The following is a 24,312-nucleotide window of genomic DNA, read 5'->3' as shown; positions in this document are numbered from 1 at the left end:
AATCATTTGATAATAAGTATAATTGCACTTTTGCTGTGCAGCAGTTTGTTTTTTGCCGGTTGCAGCAAAAGCGATTCAGTAGGCAGAGAAGAACAGAAAGCCAAAGAAATTGTTGTTGCTATCTATCGTGATGGTGCCATAGATAAATTGGATGCGGCAAGCTATGACGGCCCGCATTTTTTGTACAAGATGATTTATGAGGGCTTGGTGGAAGACGGCGGCGAGGGAAAGATTCTGCCGCAGCTGGCCACGAGCTGGGAAATTTCCCCAGATGGAAAAACCTATACATTTAAGCTGCGGCAAGGGGTGAAGTTTTCCGATGGAACCGATTTTAACGCGAACGCGGTTATCTTTAACCTGAAAAGATGGGTCAACAACGATCGTCATGCCATTTTGACATCGGTCAATGTAGAGAGTATGGAAGCGGTCGATGATTATACCGTTAAAATTGTGTTTAAAAACGGAGCCTATCCTATTTTGACGGAGCTGACATACCCGCGCCCTGTACGCTTTTTAAGCCCCGCTTCGATCACCAATAGCGCGGGTAAGGATGGTGAAAAATTTACAAAACCTGTTGGAACAGGCCCGTGGATGGTAGAGTCCTATACAAAAGAGCACGAATTTACCCTTGTTCCCAACCCCTACTACTGGGGTGAAAAACCCAAAGTTAATAAAATAACATTTAAGGTAATACCAGATGCCCAAGCAAGAGCTTTAGCCCTTCAAAGCGGCGAGATAGATATTCTCGGCGGTGACCTTATAGGCAAGATCCCGATGGAAAATCTATTGGAACTGAAAAAATCCGGCAAATTCGGCATATATACAAAGAGAACCATGTGTTCATACTTTATTGCTTTCAACCAAAATGTAGACGCTTTTAAAGATAAAAATGTCCGTCAGGCCATGAACTATGCTATTAATAAAACAAGTATAGCAACAAACCTGTTTGACAATATTGGCGCCGGTGCTAATGGGTTATATCAAAGCGGCGTTCCTTATACTACCGCTGAAAACAATTTCGGATTTGCCAATGATAAGGAAAAAGCCAAACAATTACTGGAAGCTGCCGGATATAGGGATACAGACGGCGATGGTATTCGCGAAAAGGGCGGAAAAAAGCTGGAGTTTAATTTTGTATTATCAACAGGAGAGTTCCCGGAATGGAAACAGATGGCAGAATTTATCCAATCTGAATTTTCCGCTGTTGGTATAAAAGTAAATCTTAACGTTCTGGATAAAAACGGCTATGAAGATGCGACTATGAATACAAAGGCATTTGATATAGCGCTGATGCGAACATCTTCAGATTCCTGGGTGCCTCATGGTTCACTGCTTGAGCTGTTCTCCATTCTTGTTACCAGCAAAGCAGCAAAGGCCTGGTATGATAAAGAACTATACAGTAACATAATAACAACCTTAAATACCCTTAACGAAAAAGAAAGGCAAGAGAATTACGATAAAGTATTTAAATTCATCAGTGAGGAAGCGCTAACCATTCCTATCTATTATCCAATCACATCATTTGCTGTGAATACTAATAAAATACAAGGATTTGAAATCGGAGTCAACAGTTATGCACCAATCGAATGGCAGAAGATTAATGTAAAATAATAATTGTTAACAATACAGATGCGCCGCCCCTTTCTGAGTGTGTATCTGTATTGTTTAATAATACCAGAGGTGAATGTGCATGAATTGAGAACAAAAACTGTAATATACCGTGTGCTAAAATTACGATGATTTACACGGCGGCTCAGAAGGGGGTTCCTCTTGACAAAAAGTGAGAATTTTCCTGCCGGAAGCACGGAAATCAATTTTGCCCCAGATAATACCATTCGATATATTTTATCTTCTTTATGGATTAAACAATATGATAATTTACACTCCAAATGACCATGTCGTTCAAAGAATTGGATAATTATGTATCAAAATTGATTTCCGTGTGCCGGAAGTTTTGCTATTTACAAAGTTTCGGTATCGTTATACAATAGTTATGAATTGTGAGTTGTGAAAACTCTTACAGATATTTGATTGAGAGGAGATATGTTATGCTGGGAAAACGTATTGAAAAATATTGGGGTGGCCGGGCTGGCAGTTATAACGAGCATGTTCAGAAGGAAATGGCCTGCGGGAAAAAGCAGGCCTGGGAGTCGTTGCTGGTAAAGTACGCCGGGACGGGAGACAACCTCCGGGTCTTGGATGTGGGAACCGGACCGGGATTTTTTGCCATTCTGCTGGCCGGGCTAAACTACTCGGTTACAGCGGTGGACAAGTGTGAGGAAATGCTGGAACAGGCCCGGCAGAATGCAGCCGCCGCCGGGAAAACAATTCAGTTTTTGCAGGCGGAAGCTCATGCCGTCGCCCTGCCGGATGAGAGTTTTGACTTGATCGTGTCCAGAAATGTAACCTGGCTGCTGCCTAACCCGCTGGAAGCATATCAGGAATGGCGCCGGCTGTTAAAACCGGCAGGAAAAGTTCTGGTTTTCGACGCCAATTGGCACTTATACCTGAGTGAGCCGGAGCTTCAGCTGGAGCATGACAAGTATCTGAAGCTGGCCATGAAAAAAGGGTACAAACAGAATGCGTCACCCGAACAGCGGCAAGAAAACGAAGCAATTGCCCGTAAACTGCCTTTAACTTATCAAAAGCGCCCGGCATGGGATCAACAGGCTTTTCGCCAATGCGACTTTCAGCAAGTTGAAGTTCAGGAAAACATTAGTCTGCTGGTTCATGATGAAATAGAGCAGCTGCTGTATACGCCCACCCCCATGTTTGCCATATGCGCCTCCAAATGATCAAAAAGTTACCCGGAAATTTCATATCTGTTTGGAGAGTGACGACAGGATGAATTTTTACTTACGAATGTTTCTGTTATTGCAAGGGGTTTATCGCCACGCGGCCGGTAAAACCGCCCTGGGGCTGCTGATTACCGCCGCCTATGTGGCGCAGGCCTTTGCCGTGGCCAAAAGCCTGAACCTGGTTTTTCTGACCGAAAGCCTGCAAGGGCTTGGCGGCCTCCTGTTGTTTATCGGCGGGCTGGTGGTGGTCAGGGGACTGCTGCACTGGCTGGACGAAATTTACGCCAAAAAGATAGCTTTTCTCATGAAAAGCAAATTGCGGCAGCGATTGTTTCTGCATATCTTGCATCTAGGTCCGCCTTACCAGGAGAGTTACCGCAGCGGCGGGCTGCAGTCGGTGCTTACCGACGGGGTGGAATCCCTGGAGCCTTTTTTGACTTCCTATATTCCCCAATTATTGGTGGCTTTTATCGGGTCCGGGCTGATAGCGGTCTATATCTGGCAACTGGACTGGCTGATCGGACTGATTGTCTTGACAGGCATTTTGATAACAGTCTCTTTTCCCCTGGTCATGGGGCCGATAGTGGGAAGAATCCTGCTGGACTACTGGCGGTCCCACGCCCGGCTTAACGCTCAGTATATTGACGCCATGCAGGGATTGCCCACTTTAAAAGTATTTAACGCCAGTCAGAGGAAAGGCGTGGAACTGGAAGGGGAAGCCTGGAAGCATTACCGGCATTCCATGGAAGGCTTAACCATCACTTTGCTGGACAGCACGGTAGTGAAATGGGCCGGGGCCGCCGGGGCCGCTTTCGCCGCCGGGATGGGCGCCTGGCGGGTAGCCGCAGGCATTTTGCCGTTGGCGGAGTTATTTGTCATCCTGTTTTTGGCGGTGGAATGCTTCCGCCCCCTGAATGATCTGGTGATGTACTGGCACCGCAGTTTCTTGGGACTGGCCGCCGGCCGGGAGATTTTCGCCATTTTGGACACAGCCGTCCCCGTTGATGGCCCGCCGCCTGCCGCTGTCAGGAAAAATCGGCCGCAGTCTCTGCCGGCAATTGAATTTAAAGGCGTTTCCTTTGCTTATGCCGGCGGCAGGCGGCCGGCGCTGAAGAATGTTTCCCTCAAAATTAACCCGGGAGAAACGGTGGCTGTTGTCGGCAGGTCCGGGTCAGGCAAATCCACCCTGGTTAACCTGGTCCTGCGTTTTTTTGATCCCCAGGCCGGGGCTATATTTTTGGACGGGCGCGATATCAGGGAGTATCCTCTGGAACACCTGCGGGACCAAATTGCCGTAGTGTTTCAGGACACCTACCTGTTTTACGGCACGGTGGCCGACAATTTAAAGATTGCCCAGCCTGACGCATCGGCGGCGGAACTGGAGCGGGCGGCCCGGTTGGCTCAGGCCCACGGCTTTATTATGGAACTGCCTGATGGTTACCAAACCCATATCGGCGAGCGGGGAGTGCGGCTGTCCGGCGGCCAGAAACAAAGGCTTTCCCTGGCCCGGGCCATTTTGAAGGATGCGCCGGTGCTGGTGCTGGATGAGGCTACATCCAACGTGGACGGCGTTAGTGAGGAACTTATCCAAAAAGCTTTGGAAGGCCTGACCCGGAACCGGACGACCATAATTATTGCTCACCGCTTGTCCACCATCCAGGGTGCGGACCGGATTGTGGTGCTGGACGACTGTGAGATTAAGGAAGCCGGCGCTCATAAGGAATTGCTTGCCGCCGGGAACATTTATGCGCAACTGGTGAAAGCCCAGCATGGCTAAAGGAGGTAGTAGCTTGTCCCGTATTTTAGATTCCCTGAGTCTGACAGGTTTTATCAAACTGATTCCTTATTTGCGGCCTTACAGGATAGGGATGGCTGCCTCCGTAGCCTGCGGCACGCTGCATCATTTGCTGGCTATTGCCGGTTCGGCTTTGGGCGCTTATTTGGTTGGACTGGCGGCGGCCGGCGGCCGGGCGGAGGAAATTTGGCGGTGGCTGCCCGTGCTGGCCGTGCTGGTGACCTTGCGGGTTATTATGTATTTTAGCGATATGTGGGTAGCCCATAATGTCGCTTTCCAGATTTTAAAGGATTTCCGGGCAAAACTCTACCGGGCGGTGGAAAAAGTGACGCCGGCCTACCTGCTCAATATGCGTTCCGGCGAATTGGCTGCCGCTTTGATGGCTGACACGGAACTTTTGGAATGGTTTTTTGCCCATACCGCCGGGACTTTTTTGGTGGCGGTACTGGCGTCGATGGTTACCTTGCTTATGCTGGGTTATATTCACTGGTTATTGCCGCTGGTAGTCATTCCCTGGATTTTTCTGCTGTTCAGCGTACCGCTGTGGCTGCGCCGGCGGGCCGATTTGCAAGGGATGGAAAGCAGGGCCAGGCTGGTGGAAATGAATTCCGACACGGTGGATGGGGTGCAGGGGCTGCGGGAAATTATCGCTTATAATTTTGAAGACGGTTTTTTGCGGCGCTTAAAACTGTTGTCGGAAGCTTTGGACCGGAGTTTGTTGATTTACGGCAAACGGCTGGGTCTGGAGGGAGCTTTTCTGAACATTTTTTCCTCCGCGGCCATGATTGCGGTCCTGGGAGCAGCAGCGTACCTTATTGTTGACGGGCAAATGGCTTTTTATTGGCTGCCGGTGGCTGTCATTATGGCTGCCAACATTTTTGCCCCGGTACTGGAAATCGCCGCCATGGGCAGAAACTTCGGCCTGATTGCCGCTGCTGCCAGCCGTGTCTTTGCTGTTCTGGATGCGAAAGGAACAGTATCGGACGGCGGCGATGCAGACTTGCCAGAGGGGAATGCGACTGATATTCAGTTTTGCCGGGTGTCCTTTGGTTATGGACAGGACTTGCCTTATGTCCTTAGCAACGTAACCTTTTCGGTATCGGCTGGTGAATCGGTGGCCCTGGTAGGCCAGTCGGGAGTCGGTAAGACGACTTGCCTCAACTTGCTGCAGCGGTTCTGGGATGTAGAAAAGGGTCAAATTACCATTGGCGGCGTGGATTTGCGGGACATGCCGCTGGATGAACTGCGCAATCTGATTACCATTGTGCCCCAGGATGTGTATCTATTTAACACCTCTATCCTGGAGAATATCAAACTTGGCAAGCCGGAGGCTTCCCGGGAGGAAGTGGAGGCTGCCGCCCGGGCGGCCAATATCCATGAATTTATCGTCGGCCTGCCGGAAGGATATGAAACCAACGCGGGGGAGCGGGGACTAAAGATGTCCGGGGGCCAGAAACAGAGAATTGCCGTTGCCAGGGCGCTGTTAAAGAACGCGCCGATCCTGATCATGGATGAGGCTCTATCCAGCTTGGACACGGAGAACGAACGGCTGTTGCAGGAATCCATCAGGAAGCTGCGCCGGGGAAGAACAACTGTGATTGTAGCTCACCGGTTGTCTACTTTCCGGGAGGCGGATAAACTGGTGGTTCTTCATAAAGGCAAGATAGTGCAAACAGGTCCCCATGACGTGTTGATCAAGGATGAAGGCTATTATCGTGATTTTATTCTGCCGCAAGTGTCGGCCGGCTAAGGAAAAGGGTGGAGAAATGGTAAAGAAAAGATCATTCGCGGCGGTTGCCTTTGTGCTTGTCATGTTTCTGCTATTGACTGTCGGCTGTTCCCGGACCAAAACGGAAAATGCGGCTGCGGACCAAAAAACTGAGCTGATTTTGGCTCTTGGCGCTGAGCCGGAGGGAGGTTTTGATCCTACTACCGGCTGGGGGCGCTACGGGTCTACCTTATTTCAGAGTACACTGCTTAAACGGGATAATAACCTGAAAATCGTCAACGATTTGGCAACAGATTATATGGTAAGTGACGACGGCCTGGTATGGACCGTCAAAATTCGTAATGACGTCAAGTTTTCCGACGGCAAGCCGCTCACGGCAGCAGATGCCAAATATACTTTTGAAACAGCCGCCAAGAGTGGTTCTGTAGTTGACTTGAACAATCTGAATAATGTGGAAGCTGTGGATGATTCTACGGTGAAGTTTATTCTCAACAAGCCCCAATCCACATTCGTGAATCTGTTGGTATGCACAGGTATTGTTCCCCGGCATGCCCACGACAAGGACTATGGGAAAAAACCCATGGGTTCAGGGCCGTATAAGTTTGTGCAGTGGGACAAGGGTCAACAGCTTATCGTTGAAGTTAATCCCCTTTACTATGGCCCCAAGCCTTACTTCACCAAAATTACCTTCCTGTATTTGTCTGAGGACGCCGCCATGGCTGCCGCCAATGCCGGAAAATTAGACATGGCGGCGATTCCGGCTTCTTTTAGCAAACAAAGGGTGGCGGGGATGACGCTGCTGCCTGTGGACAGTGTTGACAATCGGGGTATTCTGTTTCCTTATGTTAAATCCGGCGGCAAAACGGATAAAGGACTTGCTGTCGGTAATGACGTAACCGCCGATATCGCCATCCGTAAAGCCGTCAATGTGGCCATCAATCGTAAGGCCCTGGTTGACGGGATATTGGAAGGACAAGGTACTCCCGCTTACTCGGTTTGCGATGGACTGCCGTGGTGGAACAAGGATACTGTGGTTAAAGACAATGATGCAGCCGAGGCCAAAAAAATTCTAAATGACGGCGGCTGGAAAGATACTGATGGCGACGGCATGCTGGAAAAAGGGACGCTCAAGGCTCAGTTCACGCTGCTTTACCCTGCAAGCGATAAAATCCGCCAATCCCTCGCCATAGCTGTGGCCGATATGCTAAAACCCTTTGGCATTATTATTAATGCTGAAGGCAAGAGCTGGGATGATATCGGCAAACTGCAGCATTCCAACGCCATAGTGTTTGGCTGGGGCAGCCATACTCCCCTCGAAATGTACAGCTTATTTAGTTCAAAAATGGCGGGAATTGAGTATTTCAATGCCGGTTACTACAGTAATCCCGCTGTTGATGCGTATATGGACAAAGCTTTGGCTGCCGCTGACGAAAACCAGGCCAATGAATTCTGGAAAAAAGCCCAATGGGACGGACAAACCGGTTTAAGCGCCCGGGGCGATGCGCCCTGGGCCTGGCTGGTCAATCTGAAACACTGCTACCTGGTCAAGGATAATCTGGACATCGGCAAACCGAAAGTGGAACCCCACGGGGAGGGCTGGCCTGTTACCGATAATATTACAGAGTGGCGCTGGAAGTAGAAGAGTAAGGAGGTTGGCCTGTTATGCCAATGACAAGCATATTAAGATTTGTTATCGGCAAATTCGTGAGAATCGCCACCTTGTTGATTGCCCTTTGCTTGTTCTCTTTTTTGCTGCTGCGATACTCTCCCATTGATCCGGTACAGGCGTATGTCGGCGTGGACATGCTTAACGTCGGGCCGGAGCAAAGGGCAAAGATTGCTGAATACTGGGGGCTTAACAAGCCCCCGTTGGAACAATTCGCGAGTTGGGGTTACGCCGTGCTCCACGGTAATTTTGGGACATCCATGATATTTCGCCGCCCGGTGCTGGCCGTGATCGGTGAACGGTTCGCCGCCTCCGTCGCTCTTATGGGTACCGCTTGGCTGGTATCGGGTATTGCAGGTTTTACTCTTGGCGTTATTGCGGGAATGCGACGGAATACATGGGTGGACCATTTGGTGAAATGGTACTGCTATACCCTTGCTTCTACCCCGACGTTTTGGCTGGGACTCTTGTTCCTTATGGTTTTCGCAGTATGGCTGGGCTGGTTTCCGGTGGGAATGGGAGTCCCGGCAGGAGTTCTTGCCCAAAATGTAACTTTGGCAGACCGGCTGCAGCATTTGATTTTACCGGCTTTGACCCTAAGTGTTTTGGGTGTGGCTAACGTAGCGCTGCATACCAGGCAGAAACTTTTGGATGTGCTGCAAAGCGATTATGCGCTGTTTGCCCGGGCGCGGGGCGAAACGGGTTTTACCCTTTTTTGGCGGCACGGTCTCAGGAACGTGGCCCTGCCGGCCATCACGCTGCAACTGGCGTCGTTTAGCGAGTTGTTTGGCGGCGCGGTTCTTGCCGAGCAGGTCTTTTCCTATCCCGGCCTGGGACAGACCATTGTCGAGGCGGGTCTGAGAGGAGATGTGCCGCTGTTGTTGGGGATTGCAATATTTAGTGCATTATTCGTCTTTAGCGGCAACTTGCTGGCTGATATTTTCTACCGTTTAATTGATCCAAGGATTACAGAGGAGGCGGCTGTATGAGTGAGACCGGATCAGTCGCAATTGCGACCCAAACGGAAAAACGCCGCTGGGGTTTGGATTTTTTATTCCGGTTAAACCGCAGACAACGTACCTTGCTCGCCATTTTGACCGCCGCCGTGCTGCTGATCGGTATTGTTTCAGGCGGGTTGCTCTCCAGCAGTGCAAGGGTATTGACAAATCTTGAGATTCGAAATTTGCCGCCTTCGTTGGAATATCCGTTTGGAACCGACTGGTTAGGCCGCGATATGCTGACCCGCACCCTGAAGGGACTGACTATGAGTCTTGGCGTCGGGGTGCTGACGGCGGCAGCCAGTGTGATGATTGCTTTGGTCCTGGGGCTGATGGCCGCTACGCTGGGCAAGAGGGTCGACAGCTTTATCACTTGGCTGGTGGACCTGCTTCTCAGCATGCCGCATCTGGTAACGCTCATACTTATTTCGTTTTCACTGGGCGGTGGCGTCAAAGGCGTGGTTATCGGGGTGGCTCTTACTCACTGGCCGAGTCTGACCCGGATTATCCGGGCTGAGGTGTTGCAGCTGCGTTCGGCTGAGTTCGTCCAGATTTCCCGCCGGCTGGGCCGGTCCCGCCGGTGGGTGGCGGCAAAACATATGCTGCCCCATTTGGTGCCGCAATTTTTTGTCGGATTTGTATTATTATTCCCTCATGCTATTTTACATGAAGCAGGCGTTACTTTCTTAGGCTTTGGTTTATCGCCTCACCAGCCGGCCATCGGTATTATCCTGTCGGAATCCATGCGCTACCTATCGGCCGGAATTTGGTGGCTGGCGTTTTTCCCCGGGCTTTCCTTGCTCATTATGGTTAGGGCTTTCGACAGTCTTGGCGAGAATTTACGCCTGCTCGTTGATCCTTACAGCGCCCACGAGTGACGGCAGTCAGATCGAAAAGAAAAGGCGGACGAAAAGAATTGACGATTTTAGATGTTAAGGATCTGTCGGTATCCTTCATACAGTACGCTGCCGGTCTCAGACAGCAGGAAGTTAAGGTCATAACCAGCCTCAACGTTGCCATCAGCCCTGGTGAGGTTCTCGCTGTTGTAGGTTCAAGCGGGTCCGGCAAAAGTCTCCTGGCTCACGCAATTTTGGGAATACTGCCGGTTAATGCCCGGGTCACGGGTTCGATGCGTTTTGATGGCAAGGAACTCACGCCGGCGCGTCAGGCAAAACTCAGAGGACGGGATATTGCCCTCGTGCCCCAGTCGGTAAATTTTCTTGATCCGCTAATGCGGGTGGGGAAACAGGTACGAACCGGCGTGAGAGGTGGAGACCCGGGTCTGGTGCAGCGCGAAGTTTTTTCCCGTTATCACCTGTCTGAGCATGTAGACCGGCTGTTTCCGTTTCAGCTATCCGGCGGCATGGCGCGAAGGGTGCTGGTTTCTACGGCAATCGTGAGTGGAGCGCGATTGGTTATTGCCGACGAGCCGACACCAGGCCTGGATGAAGCGGCTGTTAAGGAGACCTTGGGGTTTTTTCGCCAGATGGCTGATGAAGGATGCGCTGTTATGCTGATTACCCATGATATTGCGACTGCGGTCAAAATTGCTGATAATATTGCGGTGTTTTACGCCGGTACCACTGTTGAGGCGGCTCCGGCCAAGGACTTTGCCGGGGACGGAGCGGGGCTTAGACATCCTTATAGTAAAGCGTTGTGGCTGGCATTGCCGCAAAACGGTTTTATATCCATTCCTGGATTTCAGCCATCTCCCGCCGCCCTGCCGCCAGGCTGTTTATTCCAGCCGCGTTGTTCTTTGGCTACTGCAAGCTGCGCTGCCGTACAACCTGAGGCCCGTGAAGTGCGCCATGGCATGGTGAGGTGTATTTATGCCTCTTGAAGGACAAGATCTATATTATCGCTACGGAAATGGTCCCTGGGTGCTTGCCGGCGTCAATATTGCGATCAAGTCCGGGGAGGTTGTCGGCCTTATTGGTTCCAGCGGTTACGGAAAAACCACTCTTGGACGCATACTTGCCGGCTATGAACAGCCGCATCGGGGTACTGTCAAACTGAACGGTTCTTTGCTTCCGCGGAGGGGATACAATCCTGTCCAGCTTGTTTTCCAGCATCCGGAAAAAGCAATTAACCCTCGCTGGCGGATGCAGGATACTCTGTATGAAGGAGAAAGGCCGGATGCTGCAATCGTTCAATCCCTTGGCATCCAACAGGCATGGCTCAAACGCTGGCCCAATGAGCTGTCCGGCGGCGAACTGCAAAGGTTCTGCGTGGCGCGGGCCCTCACGCAAAAGACTCGTTTTCTTATCGCTGACGAGATGACAACCATGCTCGACGCAGTGACACAGGCCCAAATCTGGCATGTAGTGCTGTATTTTGCCCGTAAATATGATATGGGTGTGCTTGTGGTGAGTCATGAGAAAAATCTCATCCAAAGAATATGCAGCCGGGTTGTTCATTTGGCAGACTTGAATTCAAAACAGCCAGGGCGCATATCATGCATATCGGTATGAAAGGGGACTGTCTTTATCGAAACAGCTCCTTAAAGTTTATCTGTCGGATTTGGGCCACCAAAAAGGTTGGGTTATATTGACACAAACACTACCTTTGTGTAATATATAACGTAGAAATGAAAGCTGAAGCTTTCCAGGTAATATTTGTATTAACAGTGCTTCGCCCAAAGCAGTGCCAGAGGAGATAATATTAAGTGAAAAAAAACACTTGATATTATGAATGCCGAAGCAGATCAACTGAATAGGCTGAGTTTATGGTTAGCCATGAAGGTGAACTGCCCGAAGAATGCGGGAAGGTTCATTTCTCATGGCTATTTGTTTTTCCCCTTATCCTGATGGACAAACATTGCTGCAACTACAATGACCAGGTTCTACCGCTTGCGGCAAACAACGTCTAATCAGTCTAGGTATAAAATTTATGAAATAGGCGGATTAACCAAGTAATCCGCCCCTTCCCGAACCGTACAAGCGGCTTTCACCGCATACGGCTCTCCCTATTCCAAAATGAGTTATCGTCGGTTGAATTGATTGAGATGAACCCTGTTAGCATCAGCCCTGGCAAAACAGAGATCGCACAGGGGAATCTGCCGCCGGTTGATCGCAAGCATGACGGTTTAATGGGTGAGTAAGGCTTGTCGAGCTTCTTCTTGGTTTTCCTGTGATACATGCTGACATGACGCTGCGGATTGCCGCAAATGTAGCAAACACGGGTAAGGGGATTTACCAAGTTGTAAGTGGGCAGGTCAAATGATGTTACTGCCGACTTGATGGTAGCGAAGAAATTCTTTTGCCTTGCAAACGATTTATACAGAGCCAGGCTGACAGAGCAAGTGAATCCCTTGGTGTTTTCATAAGTCACCAGGAGAGAGTTGCCGTAGTGAGCGAACACCTTCTTAAGGCTGATGTCAAATTTACGAGCCAAAGTTTTAGCCAAGGAAAACTGTACAATGTATTGGATGCGCCATCCTTCAAAGAAATTGTAGCAGCCGGACTGCTGAGTCAACAGTCCACGCAGAACCTGGTTACCATATTTGATGATGTCTTCCGGGGGCTCTCTAAGGAGCCGGGTGATACCGATGGGATAGCCACTTGCCGTACACATACCGTTTTCCCGCAGCTTTCTCAAGATACCCTGCGTATTCATAAAGACATGGAGGGAGGAGTCAAAAGGGTGGTTTTGAAATTTTCCGTGTTTGCCGCATCCCTTGCGGAGGATGTAGCCGAGAAAAGCTACGTCATGATCAGCAGCGTGTGTAATGGTAGTTTTCTCCTTGCTTAAGCGCAGACAGAGCTTGTTTTGGAGAAAGTCCTTGATTTGCTGCTTGAGTTCCACAGCATAAGACTTAGGAGCAATTAAGCCAATCAGAAAGTCGTCAGCATAGCGCACATACTGTATCCTACGGAAATGAGGGTCATACCTGTCCGTAGACGGGAGCTTGTTCATTTCGTTTAACAAGGAATTAGCCACCTTTGAGTCGCTGCCGTTATTTACCGCCTTCTTGTATTGGTATCTGGCCTTGGCGTAATCGGGATTCTGTCTGCGGTAGTCCCCCATGGTATCCCGCTCGATAATGTGTTCCATAAATCGGTCCAGCTTATCGAGGTAGATGTTGCAAAGAATGGGGCTGCAGCAGGAACCCTGGGCATTTCCGGTCTTAGTCCTGTGGTAGCTGTGCTGCATGTCGAAATAGCCAGCCTTGAGAACTTTATTGATGAGCCTGATAAATCGTTCATCGTTAATTCGTTCCCGAAGAATGGACTCCAATATGCGATGATCGATTTCATCAAAGCAAGCGGCAATGTCTCCCTCGATGAACCAAATGGTACCTCTCCAAGTTTCCACCTCAGCGATGGCACTTTGTGTAGAGCGATTTGGCCGGAAGCCGTGTGAGAGGCTGGAAAAGGTAGGTTCATAGATGCATTCTAAGATAATGCGGAGGGCCTCTTGAACGAGCTTGTCCTTTCCGTTTGGAAAGCTTAGCTTACGCATTTTACCGTTGCTTTTTGGTATCCTCATGGTTCTGTTTGGCTGAGGCAGGTAGGATTCGGTACGCATGGCTGCGATCAGTTCTGTGATCCATTCTTGGCAGAACCCGTGAAGGGAAGTGCCATCAGAGCCGGAAGTCTCCGCACCGTCGTTAGACTTAACGGAATTGTAGGCGATGATGTACAAGTCCCTATCGTAAAGCAATCGATAGAGGTCATGGTTGACATAGCCCTGATTGTCGGCATTGCGACGACGATAACCTTCCAATTTCTGCATGAGTTTTGCATGCTCCATTCAAAGCAACTCCTTTCAAAATGGGAACTTGGAATACTGCCCCCCTTCACCCTGTGCCATCCATTACAGAAGGCCGTTAGGCTACTATTAGGGCTCTCTGCCATATACCGGCAGCGGTACTTAGGCAGGTCACGTTTGACAGCTTCCTATAGTGTATCCATACGTAGGTATCCGGTTGGTCGTTATTCTGCTTACCGCAGGTGTGTCAATGGGCCTGCTTATACCCAATCATTCCTATATTGGAGATACCCATTGATACCGGAATGTCCGGTAGCGTCCTTGGCCACAGACCCGGATTCAGTCCACAGGCTTTACCATATATGGCCTGACTCGCCAGGCCACTCGACAGCAGGCGCTGTCTAATCCTGACTTTACCGACATGCTGTTGTCCCCCAGAGGCTTTCGCGTGAGGTAAGTCGGTTGTCTTACATCGCGTCGCAGGAGCGATGATTTCTGTGAAATATATATGAAACGCACAACGTGCGCACTGAATGGAGGAATCAAAATGGATTTTTTCTGGGAATGTTTTGCCGTGTTTCAAAAAGGCGGGCCGGTCATGTATCTGATTTTGGCCTGCTCGCTCATCGTGGCGGCCATCGGGGTGGAACGTTATCTGTATTACCGGCAAATGAAGGGCGATATGCCTGACCTGGTAGCCAAGATAACGCCGGCGCTGGAAAGCCGGGACTGGGAATCCTCCCTGGAAATCTGCCGGCAGACAGGGGGCGTCGCGGCCATGGTGGCCGCAAAGGGCATCCAGTATTTTCAACGGGGCGCCTGGCATGTGGAAAGCGTGCTGGAAGGAGAGGCGTCACTGGCGGTAGCCGGACTGAAGGCCAACCTAAGCCACTTGGACACCATCGTCACCATAGCGCCCCTGCTGGGTCTGCTGGGAACCGTCATCGGCATGATCGGCTCCTTCAGCGTAATGAATATCAAATCCGGCCAGCCGCTGGCCATTACCGGCGGGGTGGGGGAAGCGCTGGTGGCTACCGCCTCCGGCCTCTGCGTGGCCACATTCGCCATGGTTGTGTACAGTTACTTCAATCACCGGCTGGACAGCATGATAACCGACATCGAAAAAATCTGCGTGCTGCTCCTCGGACAGGTAAGGCAGGAAAAGCATCATGAAACTGCGTAGCCTCCGCAATGAAAGGCAGCCCCGCCTGATGATAATTCCCATGATTGATATTATCTTTTTCCTATTGGTATTCTTCATGATGAGCACCTTGTACATGGTAGAGCAGCAGATCATTCCGGTCAACCTGCCGCAGGCGGCATCGGCCCAGACCGACCGGCCGCGCAGCGTTTCCGTCCTGGTCACCAAGGAAGGACGGATCCTGTTGGAACAGGAAGATATTCCGCTGGAACTGCTAAAACAGCGGGTGCAGGCGGAATTAAGCAAGCAAAACGACATCGTGTTCATCCTGCGTTCGGATAAACAGGCGGAATACGGGAAAGTCGTGGCGGTGCTGGACGAACTTAAGCTGGCAGGCGTGCAGCGGGTGGCCATTGCGACGGAAAAGAAAGGGAGGTAAGAGCAATGGAAACTCAGATACGCTGGCGGAAAGCCTTGGTCATTTCGCTGCTCTTCCACAGCATAGTGCTGATTGGCGTCGGCTGGATGACGGCCAGGCTCTTTACCGCAACGGAACCTCCGGAACAATATTTGGAACTGGAACTGGCCGCGGAAGCGGAAAATCCCGGGCCAACGGCCGACGGTAATCCGGCGCCGGAACCCGCCGCCGTACAAGACCGGCCGGTAATTGCGGCTGAGACGAAACCTACGCCAGCGCCGGTTCGCCGAGCGCCGGCCGTAGTGGAAGAAACTGCGGCAGCCGCCGGCAGGTCGGAGGAATCGTCTGAACCAGGCGGCAATGCCAGCGCTGCCGGCAGCGAGGAAAGCAGCGCTGCCGGTTCCGGCAACGGCAGCACGGGAAAATCAGGCCAAGGCGGCGTCATCCCGCCGAGCATTTTGTCGCGGGTGGAGCCGGCTTATCCGGAACCGGACCGGCAAGCCGGCCGGGAAGGAACGGTGGTGCTGAAAATTCAAATATTGGCCAATGGCCGCCCGGGCAGTATCACCGTGCATAACTCCAGCGGCTTTGCCCTATTGGATGAAGCGGCGGTGGCCGCGGTACGGCAATGGCAGTTTATTCCGGCCCGGGAACGGGAAACCGGCCAGGCAATAACCTGTTATACCACCATGCCGGTGGTGTTCAGGCTGAAAGTTTGATTCCCCGGATAATTCAGGAAGTTGGAGGTGGAGGCATTGAAAAAATGGTTTTGTTCACTGCTGGCGGCTCTGGTGCTTGTTGGCGCAACGGTTGCATACGCTGCCGCCGGTACGACCGGGACGGATGACAGCCAAAAGATGATTGATGAATTGACCCGGGCCATTGCCGCTAACCCCAATAATCCGGCCCTGTATGCGGAACGGGGGCGGGCCTACCGGAATAACGGAGAAAATGGGCTGGCTATGGCTGATTTTAACCGCGCCATTGAACTGAGTCCGGAATATGTGCCGGCGTACGTTGAACGCGGGCTGGCTTATTATGAAGACAAGGAGTATGATGCTGCCTGGAGAGATTATGACAGCATCATCAAACTGGATCCCCAGTATGCTGACGCATATTTCCGCCGCGGCGCATGCTACTACTATAAAAATGAATTTGAGGCGGCTGTCGGAGATCTTGATCAGGCTATCCGGCTAAATTCTAAACATCCGGGCGCATATTTGGTCAAAGGCGTATGCTACCAAAAATTAGGGCGTAAACAGGAGGCCGTCAATGCGTATAAAGCTTTGCTCGCCAATGTGCCGCCGGCCGAAAAGGAAGCCATAGCACTAGCCAGAAAGCTTTTGAAGTCTTTGGGGGTTGAAGCATAAAACCGGATGCTGGAGATATTAAGGGGAACGGAGAATGCGATGACAAAAAGGAATACAATATTATTACTTCTGGCCATTCTTCTCATCGTTGCCTGTTATCAGCATTTTGCCGGCGATAAAGAGGTTTCCGGGAGGATTGATTTTACCCGGCAGGGTGCGGACGTGGCGCTGGATATCCCGCGTGAGGTAGAAAAGGTTACCGTAAAAACGGGAGACGGCCGGATTCTGACGACAGTCACGCTTGGGCCGGGGCTGCGGCAGAAGTTTCCTATTTTCATGAAATGGGAATCAGGGCAGCAATACATATTCGAGCTGGGTTTGCCTGGCAGCCGCAGCGCCGTATTTAATGCGCAAGCGCCGGCGGCGGGACCGGAAAAAGTGTCCTTGTTGCTGCAGGCGCCCTATGGGATGAGCAATGAAGGCAGCATCGGCGTTGTCCCTGCCGGCAGCGCGTTTACCGCCAATATATTGATAACCAATAGCACCGGCTTGCCGGTAGAGGCCAACCTGGATTTGACTATTCCCGCCGGCGTGGAGGTTGTGTCGCAGCCCCAGGGTATGAAGCTCGAACAACACGAAGGTGTGTGGCACCTTACCGGGTTGAAGCGAATTACGGCGAAAAATGAGCATTGGAATGAACAGATTCAATTGAAAGCGCCTCAAGCCGGCGGCAAGCCTGTCATTGCGGCCCAAGTAAATCTGGATAATGGACGGGAGCAATGGCAACTTACCGCAAAATCGGCTGTTCAGGTGGCCACCATCGCTGATATCAGCAGTAAGATCCGGGTGGGCGAGGTGCTAATACCGGTTGACTTTACCGGACGTTTTGACCCTAAAGCAAATTCAGGCAGCCTGATTTATGCGCCGCCGAACAGACTGGAGAAGATTATGGGCGGGACGCCGGACGGACGGCGTTTGGACGATGAACCTTTTGCATTTGCCGGCATCCAGGTGCATAACGACGGGGACGAGCATGTATTGGCGCTGATCACCGGCAAGATTACCGACCCGTCCGATGGTAAGCTGGCTGCCGCTTTTACCTCGCCGCCGCACAAAAATGCCGGTTTAGGTTACAGCTACGGCGTTGCCGACATTGCGCCCCACAGCGTCAGCCAGGTTATTCTTCCCATATATATTAATGAAAATATTGCCGTTGCCGGCAATTATCTATTCCGGACGGAAGCTTCTGTTTTCGGGGTCAATCAGGTCATCTGCCGTACCGAGACAAATTTGCAGTTGGTGACCCGGAATGAAAAAGCTGTGATTATTACGATGATAATGTTCCTGGTCGCGCTCCTGGGGGTTGCCTGGCTGCTCCTTAAGCAGGAAGCGGCCCTGGCGAGATTTACCACTAAAGAATTGGTGATTGTGTCGTTATTCGGGACAGTAACCTTTGTCACGGTTAACTTGCCGCAAACCGTAGTGTGGGATATTACCCATGTGATTTTCGGCCCCTTCAGCTTTTTGGTTACCGGGTTTATTTCGCAAACAATGCTGTATGCGTTGCTGGTGGCGCTGGTAGTGTTGCTGCCGCGTCCCGGAGCAATTTCGTTAATGATCATTGTCCGGTTTATCTTGAATGGTTTCATTTTCGGACATTTTTCCCCGGTGCTGCTTCTGAACTATGCCGTGTTGGCGGTGTGTCTGGAAGGCGCCTTGTTTGCAACGGGAATCACCCGCAATACCGGCGGTGATCCCGTCGCTGCCGGCAAGGCCCTGGTTGCCGGACTGGTCTGCGGCTTGGTCGATACCGTTAGCAGCTATATGAATTTTATGGCCTATATGACGTTATACCGTCTTTTTTATGCCGATTGGTATATATATGCCGTCCTGGTTGCCGGATTTGTCTACACGGCCTGCGGGGCAGCCGCCGGCTGCCGGTTGGGCGCGAGTCTAAAACGCACGGCTATGGATTAGGAGAGAAAGAATAATGATTGATATTCAAGATTTAAATTTTTGGTATCCGGGGCGGGAAGCAGCCAGCCTGGAACAAGTCAGCCTCCGGATTCCCGCCGGTGAGTTTGTGCTTCTTACCGGTCCTACCGGCTGCGGCAAAAGTACCTTATTAAAATGCCTCAACGGCATTATCCCTCATCTTTCCGGCGGCACGGCCCAGGGGACGGTGCGAATCGGCGGCGGCAGCGTCCGCGAGATGTCCACGGCGGAACTGTCGGCTCAGGTAGGCCTGGTGCAACAGAGCCCGGATGATCAGATTTTTGCCACCGTAATTCAGGACGAGGTAGCATTTGGACCGGAAAATCTCTGTATGTCGCCGGCAGAAATCAACCATCGCCTGGACTGGGCGTTAGCTGCGGTTGATTTGGCCGGCTTTCGGCTTCGCAGCACGACGGCCTTGTCCGGGGGACAAAAGCAGCGGCTGGCGATTGCCGCCATGCTGGCGCTCAAGCCTAAGATCCTGGCGCTTGATGAACCAATCAGCCAGCTTGACCCGCAAGGTGCGGCTGAAGTTATGGATGTAATCAAAAAGTTGAATAAAAAGTACGGTGTTACGGTCGTGATGGTAGAGCACCGCATTCATGAAGTGGCTCAATATGTAGACCGGATTGTGGTAATGCGGGGCGGGAAAGTAGTCTTTGACGCTCCCACCAGAGAAGCGATGAAAAAGGCGGAATTATTCGCCGATATGGGATTGAGGGTGCCGGAAACGGTGGAGATTGCCCGGCGGCTGCGTCAGAATCAGGTGCCCATGACGGTGGATGAAACGGTGGGCTTGTTGAAGCACGGCAGCCAAAAACCGTGCAATCCGGGGACTGGCTGCGCCTCCGGACCGACGGGCGATAAGCCGGTGCTGGAAATTAAAGACCTGTTTTTCCGTTACGGCAAAGGGGACAAAACGGTTCTGAACGGCATTCGCCTGACGGTACGGCAGGGTGAACGGGTAGCCATTATGGGACGCAACGGGTCCGGCAAATCGACACTGCTGGCGCATATGGCCGCTATGACCGCGCCGCAGCAAGGCGCGGTCCTGGTGGCAGGAACGACAATAACCAAAAAACAGAAACTTCCTTTGGGCAAGGTGGGCCTGGTAATGCAGAATCCAGACCTAATGCTGTTTCAAAACAGCGTCCGCCGGGAGGTTGAGTTCGGTCTTAAAAATCTTAAGATTGGAGGTACGCAGTTTACCGACTATTACCGGCAGTCTGTGCAGGGGATGGCCCTTAATCAGCTTGAGGAGGACCCGCCTTTATCCTTAAGCCGGGGCCAGCGGCTGCGAACGGCCATTGCCGCAGTTGTCGCCATGCATCCGGAAATTGTTTTTCTGGATGAACCGACCACCGGGCAAGATAAGCGCAATATTGACAATTTGATGGCCGTGCTTATAGGACAGGTTAAGACGCTGGTTTTTTGCACCCACGATGTGGAAACGGCTATCTGCTATGCAACCCGCGTCATTGTATTGGCAGGGGGGAAGGTTGTGGCTGATGCTCCGCCGCGGACTGTGTTCGCCGATGCCGCGCTCCTCAGAAGCAGCGGGCTGAAACCCACCCAATCCTGGCTTGTCGGTCAGGAACTGGGGCTTCCTAATGTCTTTACCCCCCATGAATTGGAGGAACGCTGGCTATGCTAAACTGGCAGGAGCTTACCAGAACGGACGGGGCAACGCCGCTGCATCGCCTGGATCCACGGGTGAAGATCGCCACGCTGTTGATTACCGGTATGGTTGTTATATTGCTGGATAACCCTTGGCTGTTAGCGGCTTATGTGGCCGCAGGGCTTGCCGGCATGCTGGCGGCAAGGCTGGAATTGCTAAAATTGAAAGTGGTGGCCGTAGTCATCTTGATGGGGCTATGGGGGGCGGTATTCAGCCAGGCCCTGTTCTATGAGCAGGTGCCGCGTACGGCGATATTCACGCTTATTTCCCCGGAAATGCCGGTGCTGGGAAAACTGACCCAAGGACTGTATGTGTATCAGGAAGGCGTCGTTTATGGACTCAGACAGGGTCTCAGGATGGCAGCCATGACTTCGCTGGGGCTGTTGGCATGCTGGACGACGGAAACCCGCTTGCTTCTGCTCGGCTTGGTACGCATGCGCCTGCCGTATAGCCTGGCCTTTATGACCGTAACGGCAGTGCGGTTTATTCCGGTCATGATGCAGGAAACCATGCAGGTGATTACCGCCTCCCGGATGAGGGGCGGCAGCCGCCTGAGCATCCGGTTGCTTACGCCCATCCTGGCGAATTGCCTGCGGCGGGCGGGGACGCTGGCGGTAGCGGTGGAGAGCAGGGCTTTCCGTTCCAGCCATTGCCGTACTTATTTGGAAGAACTCCGCCTGCTGGCGGCGGAAAAGGTCTTTCTGGCGGGATATTTAGCGGCGGCGGCAGCCATAGCGGCCGGCAAGACCAGTTTAATCCTGTACCATTATGGGTTTTACTATTCTTCCGCTTTGCGGCCGGTATATGAATTTGCCACAAACTATTTGTAGAATAAATAGCTAGTAACTACTAGTGAAGTCGAGGCGAGAATATGGAACAGTCAAACAAACAGCGCCGGGTTATTTACCCCTTTGCGGCGCTGGCCGGACAAGAGGATTTGCAGCTGGGGCTATTGCTCCATGCCGTTAATCCCCGGTTGGGAGGAATATTGATTCGCGGTGAGAAAGGAACGGCAAAATCGACGGCGGTCCGCGGTCTGGCTGAGATGCTGCCGGCTATGGAAGCTGTTGCCGGCTGCCCTTATCACTGTGATCCTGCGGACAGAAGCAGAGCCTGCGGCCAATGCCGCAGCCATGAAGGCGAATTTAACACCTTCACGATGACCGTACCGGTCGTTGATATTCCCGTGTCGGCTACAGAAGACCGGGTGGTTGGCAGTCTGGATTTCGAACAGGCGATTAAGGCCGGTCAGCGGGCCTTCCTGCCCGGGCTTATGGGAGAAGCCAACCGGGGCATCATTTACGTTGATGAAATCAACCTGCTGGACGATCACATTGTGGATGTGCTTCTGGATGCCGCCGCCAGCGGCCTGAATGTAGTTGAACGGGAAGGCGTCAGCATTACCCATCCGGCGGAATTTATCCTGGTGGGAACCATGAATCCGGAGGAAGGTGACTTAAGGCCGCAGCTATTAGACCGTTTTGCCCTTTGTGTTGAAGTAACCGGTCTTACCGACCGGGAGGCGCGGGTGGAAATCATTAAGCGCCGCGAGGCTTTTGAAACCGATCCGGCCCGGTTCCGGGAACACTGGCGGCAAGAGCAGGATATATTGCGGAAAAAGGTCGGCGCGGCCCGGAAACTGCTGCCGGCAGTGGCGTTGCCGGAAGAACGGTATTCCCTGATCGGCCGGCTCTGCGCCGAAGCCCATGCCGCCGGCCACCGGGCGGATATCGTGCTGGTGCGGGCCGCCGTAACTTATGCCGCGTGGCTTGGGCACCGGGAGGTAACGGAAGCGGATGTGCTGGCGATAGCGCCGCTGGTGCTGGCGCACCGCCGCCGTCAGCCGCCGGAAGAGTCGGAAACGCAGCCGCAGGAACAGGAGCAGCCTGAGCCGCCTGAGGATCAGAATGAAGATCAGGAACAGGAAGAGCAGGGCAATCCGCCGCCGCCTCCGCCTGAGAACCAGCAGGAAGAGGAGCGGCAGGAGGATCAAAGGGACGAAAAAGATAACAACAGCAAGGCCAAACCGTCTACCGAGGTAGTCTTTGCCCTTGGCAAACCTTTTGCCGTCAAGCGCATTACCCTGAACAAAGACCGTCAGCCCAGACGCGGCTCAGGCCGGCGTTCGCGCACCAAAACCGATTCCAGCACCGGCCGCTATGTACGCAGCACCAGCCACCGTGAACGGGATGACCTGGCTATTGACGCCACCATCCGGGCCGCGGCGCCTTTCCAGCGCAGCCGCCGCTCAAACGGCATGGCGCTGGTCATTGAAACCGGTGACATCCGGGAAAAAGTCCGGGAGAAGCGCATCGGCAACTTTATGTTGTTTGTCGTCGATGCCAGCGGTTCGATGGGGGCCAAGCAACGCATGATCGAGACCAAGGGCGCGATATTGTCTTTATTGCAGGACGCTTATCAAAAACGGGACCGGGTTGCCATGGTGGCGTTTAAAGGGGATCAGGCTGAGGTGCTGCTGCCGCCGACCAATAGCGTCGAATTGGCGCAAAAATGTCTGGTTGAGCTGCCGGTTGGCGGGAAGACGCCGTTAGCGGCAGGACTGATTAAAGCGCAGGAAGTCGTAAGACAGCACCTTAAACGCAGTCCGCACATGCGCCCCATTGTCGTGATTTTGTCCGACGGCAAGGCGAATGTCGCCATGGCTGAGGACAAACCGCTGGCGGAGGCTCACCGGGCGGCCGCGAACATGCGCGAAGAGTTTGATATTAAGTATATTGTGGTTGACACCGAACAGAAAGGCCTGCTGTCCTTCGGCAAGGCGCAAGAGCTGGCAACCCGTCTGGGAGCTGAGTGCTATACAATTGATCAGTTGAAAGTTGATAGTCTGGTAAATATAGTTCGCGGCGCCCTGGCTTAATGTACTGCTACTCAGGTTGCCAAATGCCGCGAACTGCTTAGAAATCGTCAGATATAAGCAGTTCCCATCTTAAAGAGGAGAGTGTACCATGCATAATCATAAACCGATGAACTATCCGTTTGCAGCCATTGTCGGCCAGGAAAGCATGAAAAAAGGTTTGATGCTGAATGTAATCAATCCGCGCCTGTCCGGTATCCTGATCCGGGGGGAAAAGGGAACCGCCAAATCAACGGCAGTGCGGGCCTTGGCCGAATTGCTGCCGGAAATTGATGTGGTGGCCGACTGCCCTTACCACTGTGATCCCGATCAGCCGTTGATGTATTGTCCGCAGTGCCATGAGCGCGTTGAAAAAGGCGAAAAACTGCCGCGGTCCAAACGCCCGATGAAAGTGGTGAACTTGCCGGTATCGGCGACTGAAGACCGGGTTGTCGGCACTCTTGACATTGAACACGCTATTAAACACGGCGAGAAAAAATTCGAACCAGGAGTGTTGGCTGAGGCCAACCGGGGAATTCTCTATGTGGATGAGGTCAATCTCCTGGATGATCATATTGTTGACGTACTTCTCGATGCCGCCGCCATGGGGGTAAATACCGTCGAACGGGAAGGCGTGTCTTTCTCCCATCCGGCCCAGTTTATCCTTGTCGGCACCATGAACCCGGAAGAAGGCGAGCTGAGACCGCAGCTCCTGGACCGCTTCGGGCTGTGCGTAACCATTGAGGGCATTGCCGACACCGCCAAACGCGTGGATGTCATTAAACGCCGGACGGCCTTTGAAGAGAACCAGGAAGCATTCGCGGCGCAGTGGGAAGAAGAACAAAGCAAGCTGCGGGACAAGATAGCAGCGGCGCAAAACTTGTTGGCCGCTGTTAGCCATGATGACGATGTGCTGTTCAATATTGCCGATATCGCCATTCAAATGGGAGTTGACGGACATCGCGCCGACCTGGTGATGCTAAAGGCCGCCAAGGCTTTGGCCGCACTTAACGGCCGGGATAAAGTTGAACGTTCGGACGTTTCTGAAGTCGTCGAGTTGGCCCTTATGCACCGTATGCGAAAAAAACCCTTCCAGGAAATCGGTTCGGAGCAGAAAAAACTACAGGAAATTCTGGGACATCAGCATGCCCATAGTCACGATCATTCCCACCAACATACGCATACGCATTCGCATGCTCATGGGCATAAATGATGGGAGA

19 protein-coding genes are annotated in these 24,312 nt (G+C 52.3%); 18 read left to right on the top strand and 1 reads right to left on the bottom strand.

Annotation, left to right across the window (positions count from 1 at the left end):
- Nucleotides 1-45 precede the first annotated feature (45 nt).
- The 9 genes from MAMMFC1_RS00335 to MAMMFC1_RS00295 all read left to right on the top strand — a co-directional run bounded on the left by MAMMFC1_RS00335 (nucleotide 46) and on the right by MAMMFC1_RS00295 (nucleotide 11,457).
- A complete protein-coding gene (locus MAMMFC1_RS00335; RefSeq protein ID WP_197723875.1) occupies nucleotides 46-1,611 on the top strand; it encodes a nickel ABC transporter substrate-binding protein in 1,566 nt (521 codons plus the stop codon).
- A gap of 437 nt (nucleotides 1,612-2,048) precedes the next feature.
- Entirely contained in the window at nucleotides 2,049-2,795 is a 747-nt protein-coding gene (locus tag MAMMFC1_RS00330; RefSeq protein WP_126305575.1) for a class I SAM-dependent methyltransferase, read from the top strand.
- Between the two features lie 49 nt (nucleotides 2,796-2,844).
- Nucleotides 2,845-4,575 (top strand): ABC transporter ATP-binding protein, encoded by a 1,731-nt coding sequence (locus MAMMFC1_RS00325; RefSeq protein ID WP_126305574.1) that lies wholly within the window; start codon nucleotides 2,845-2,847, stop codon nucleotides 4,573-4,575.
- Nucleotides 4,576-4,588: 13 nt separating this feature from the next.
- Nucleotides 4,589-6,343, top strand: coding sequence for an ABC transporter ATP-binding protein (locus tag MAMMFC1_RS00320; protein WP_126305573.1), 1,755 nt, complete (start codon nucleotides 4,589-4,591; stop codon nucleotides 6,341-6,343).
- A complete protein-coding gene (locus tag MAMMFC1_RS00315; protein WP_197723874.1) occupies nucleotides 6,294-7,961 on the top strand; it encodes an ABC transporter substrate-binding protein in 1,668 nt (555 codons plus the stop codon). Before MAMMFC1_RS00320 ends, MAMMFC1_RS00315 begins: the two co-directional genes overlap by 50 nt.
- Nucleotides 7,962-7,990: 29 nt before the next feature.
- The gene (locus MAMMFC1_RS00310; protein ID WP_126310365.1) at nucleotides 7,991-8,977 is read left to right on the top strand and encodes an ABC transporter permease; all 987 of its coding nucleotides are present in this window, start codon (nucleotides 7,991-7,993) and stop codon (nucleotides 8,975-8,977) included.
- On the top strand, nucleotides 8,974-9,864 hold the full coding sequence (locus MAMMFC1_RS00305; RefSeq protein WP_126305572.1) for an ABC transporter permease: 891 nt from the start codon (nucleotides 8,974-8,976) through the stop codon (nucleotides 9,862-9,864). The genes MAMMFC1_RS00310 and MAMMFC1_RS00305 overlap by 4 nt, the downstream gene beginning before the upstream one ends.
- Nucleotides 9,861-10,826 carry an ABC transporter ATP-binding protein gene (locus MAMMFC1_RS00300; protein ID WP_232035592.1) on the top strand — a complete coding sequence of 322 codons (966 nt, stop codon included), beginning with the start codon at nucleotides 9,861-9,863 and terminating at the stop codon, nucleotides 10,824-10,826. Before MAMMFC1_RS00305 ends, MAMMFC1_RS00300 begins: the two co-directional genes overlap by 4 nt.
- Nucleotides 10,816-11,457, top strand: a complete 642-nt coding sequence (locus MAMMFC1_RS00295; RefSeq protein WP_126305570.1) for an ABC transporter ATP-binding protein — start codon at nucleotides 10,816-10,818, stop codon at nucleotides 11,455-11,457. Before MAMMFC1_RS00300 ends, MAMMFC1_RS00295 begins: the two co-directional genes overlap by 11 nt.
- A gap of 475 nt (nucleotides 11,458-11,932) precedes the next feature.
- Here MAMMFC1_RS00295 and MAMMFC1_RS00290 read toward each other — a convergent pair whose 3' ends face one another.
- Nucleotides 11,933-13,738 carry a reverse transcriptase/maturase family protein gene (locus tag MAMMFC1_RS00290; RefSeq protein ID WP_197723873.1) on the bottom strand — a complete coding sequence of 602 codons (1,806 nt, stop codon included), beginning with the start codon at nucleotides 13,736-13,738 and terminating at the stop codon, nucleotides 11,933-11,935.
- A gap of 505 nt (nucleotides 13,739-14,243) precedes the next feature.
- Here MAMMFC1_RS00290 and MAMMFC1_RS00285 point away from each other — a divergent pair.
- From MAMMFC1_RS00285 to MAMMFC1_RS00245, 9 genes are all read left to right on the top strand, one after another.
- Nucleotides 14,244-14,879: a MotA/TolQ/ExbB proton channel family protein gene (locus MAMMFC1_RS00285; protein ID WP_126305569.1), complete on the top strand. Its 636-nt coding sequence runs from the start codon at nucleotides 14,244-14,246 to the stop codon at nucleotides 14,877-14,879.
- Nucleotides 14,866-15,276 carry an ExbD/TolR family protein gene (locus MAMMFC1_RS00280; RefSeq protein ID WP_126305568.1) on the top strand — a complete coding sequence of 137 codons (411 nt, stop codon included), beginning with the start codon at nucleotides 14,866-14,868 and terminating at the stop codon, nucleotides 15,274-15,276. The genes MAMMFC1_RS00285 and MAMMFC1_RS00280 overlap by 14 nt, the downstream gene beginning before the upstream one ends.
- 5 nt (nucleotides 15,277-15,281) lie before the next feature.
- On the top strand, nucleotides 15,282-15,974 hold the full coding sequence (locus MAMMFC1_RS00275; protein WP_126305567.1) for an energy transducer TonB: 693 nt from the start codon (nucleotides 15,282-15,284) through the stop codon (nucleotides 15,972-15,974).
- 36 nt (nucleotides 15,975-16,010) lie between these two features.
- The gene (locus MAMMFC1_RS00270; protein ID WP_126305566.1) at nucleotides 16,011-16,625 is read left to right on the top strand and encodes a tetratricopeptide repeat protein; all 615 of its coding nucleotides are present in this window, start codon (nucleotides 16,011-16,013) and stop codon (nucleotides 16,623-16,625) included.
- Nucleotides 16,626-16,664: 39 nt separating this feature from the next.
- A complete protein-coding gene (locus tag MAMMFC1_RS00265) occupies nucleotides 16,665-18,542 on the top strand; it encodes a hypothetical protein (protein ID WP_126305565.1) in 1,878 nt (625 codons plus the stop codon).
- A gap of 13 nt (nucleotides 18,543-18,555) precedes the next feature.
- On the top strand, nucleotides 18,556-20,214 hold the full coding sequence (locus tag MAMMFC1_RS00260) for an ABC transporter ATP-binding protein (protein WP_126305564.1): 1,659 nt from the start codon (nucleotides 18,556-18,558) through the stop codon (nucleotides 20,212-20,214).
- Entirely contained in the window at nucleotides 20,208-21,068 is an 861-nt protein-coding gene (locus MAMMFC1_RS00255; protein WP_126305563.1) for an energy-coupling factor transporter transmembrane component T family protein, read from the top strand. The genes MAMMFC1_RS00260 and MAMMFC1_RS00255 overlap by 7 nt, the downstream gene beginning before the upstream one ends.
- A gap of 41 nt (nucleotides 21,069-21,109) precedes the next feature.
- Nucleotides 21,110-23,116, top strand: a complete 2,007-nt coding sequence (locus tag MAMMFC1_RS00250) for a putative cobaltochelatase (RefSeq protein WP_126305562.1) — start codon at nucleotides 21,110-21,112, stop codon at nucleotides 23,114-23,116.
- Between the two features lie 88 nt (nucleotides 23,117-23,204).
- Complete coding sequence (locus MAMMFC1_RS00245) at nucleotides 23,205-24,305, top strand: ATP-binding protein (RefSeq protein WP_126305561.1); 1,101 nt, start codon at nucleotides 23,205-23,207, stop codon at nucleotides 24,303-24,305.
- Nucleotides 24,306-24,312 lie beyond the last annotated feature (7 nt).

The sequence above is a fragment of the Methylomusa anaerophila genome, from assembly GCF_003966895.1.
In the GTDB taxonomy this organism is placed as follows: domain Bacteria; phylum Bacillota; class Negativicutes; order Sporomusales; family Sporomusaceae; genus Methylomusa; species Methylomusa anaerophila.
The sequence above is the reverse complement of the archived record's forward strand: the minus strand, read 5'-3'. Positions and strand labels throughout refer to the sequence as shown.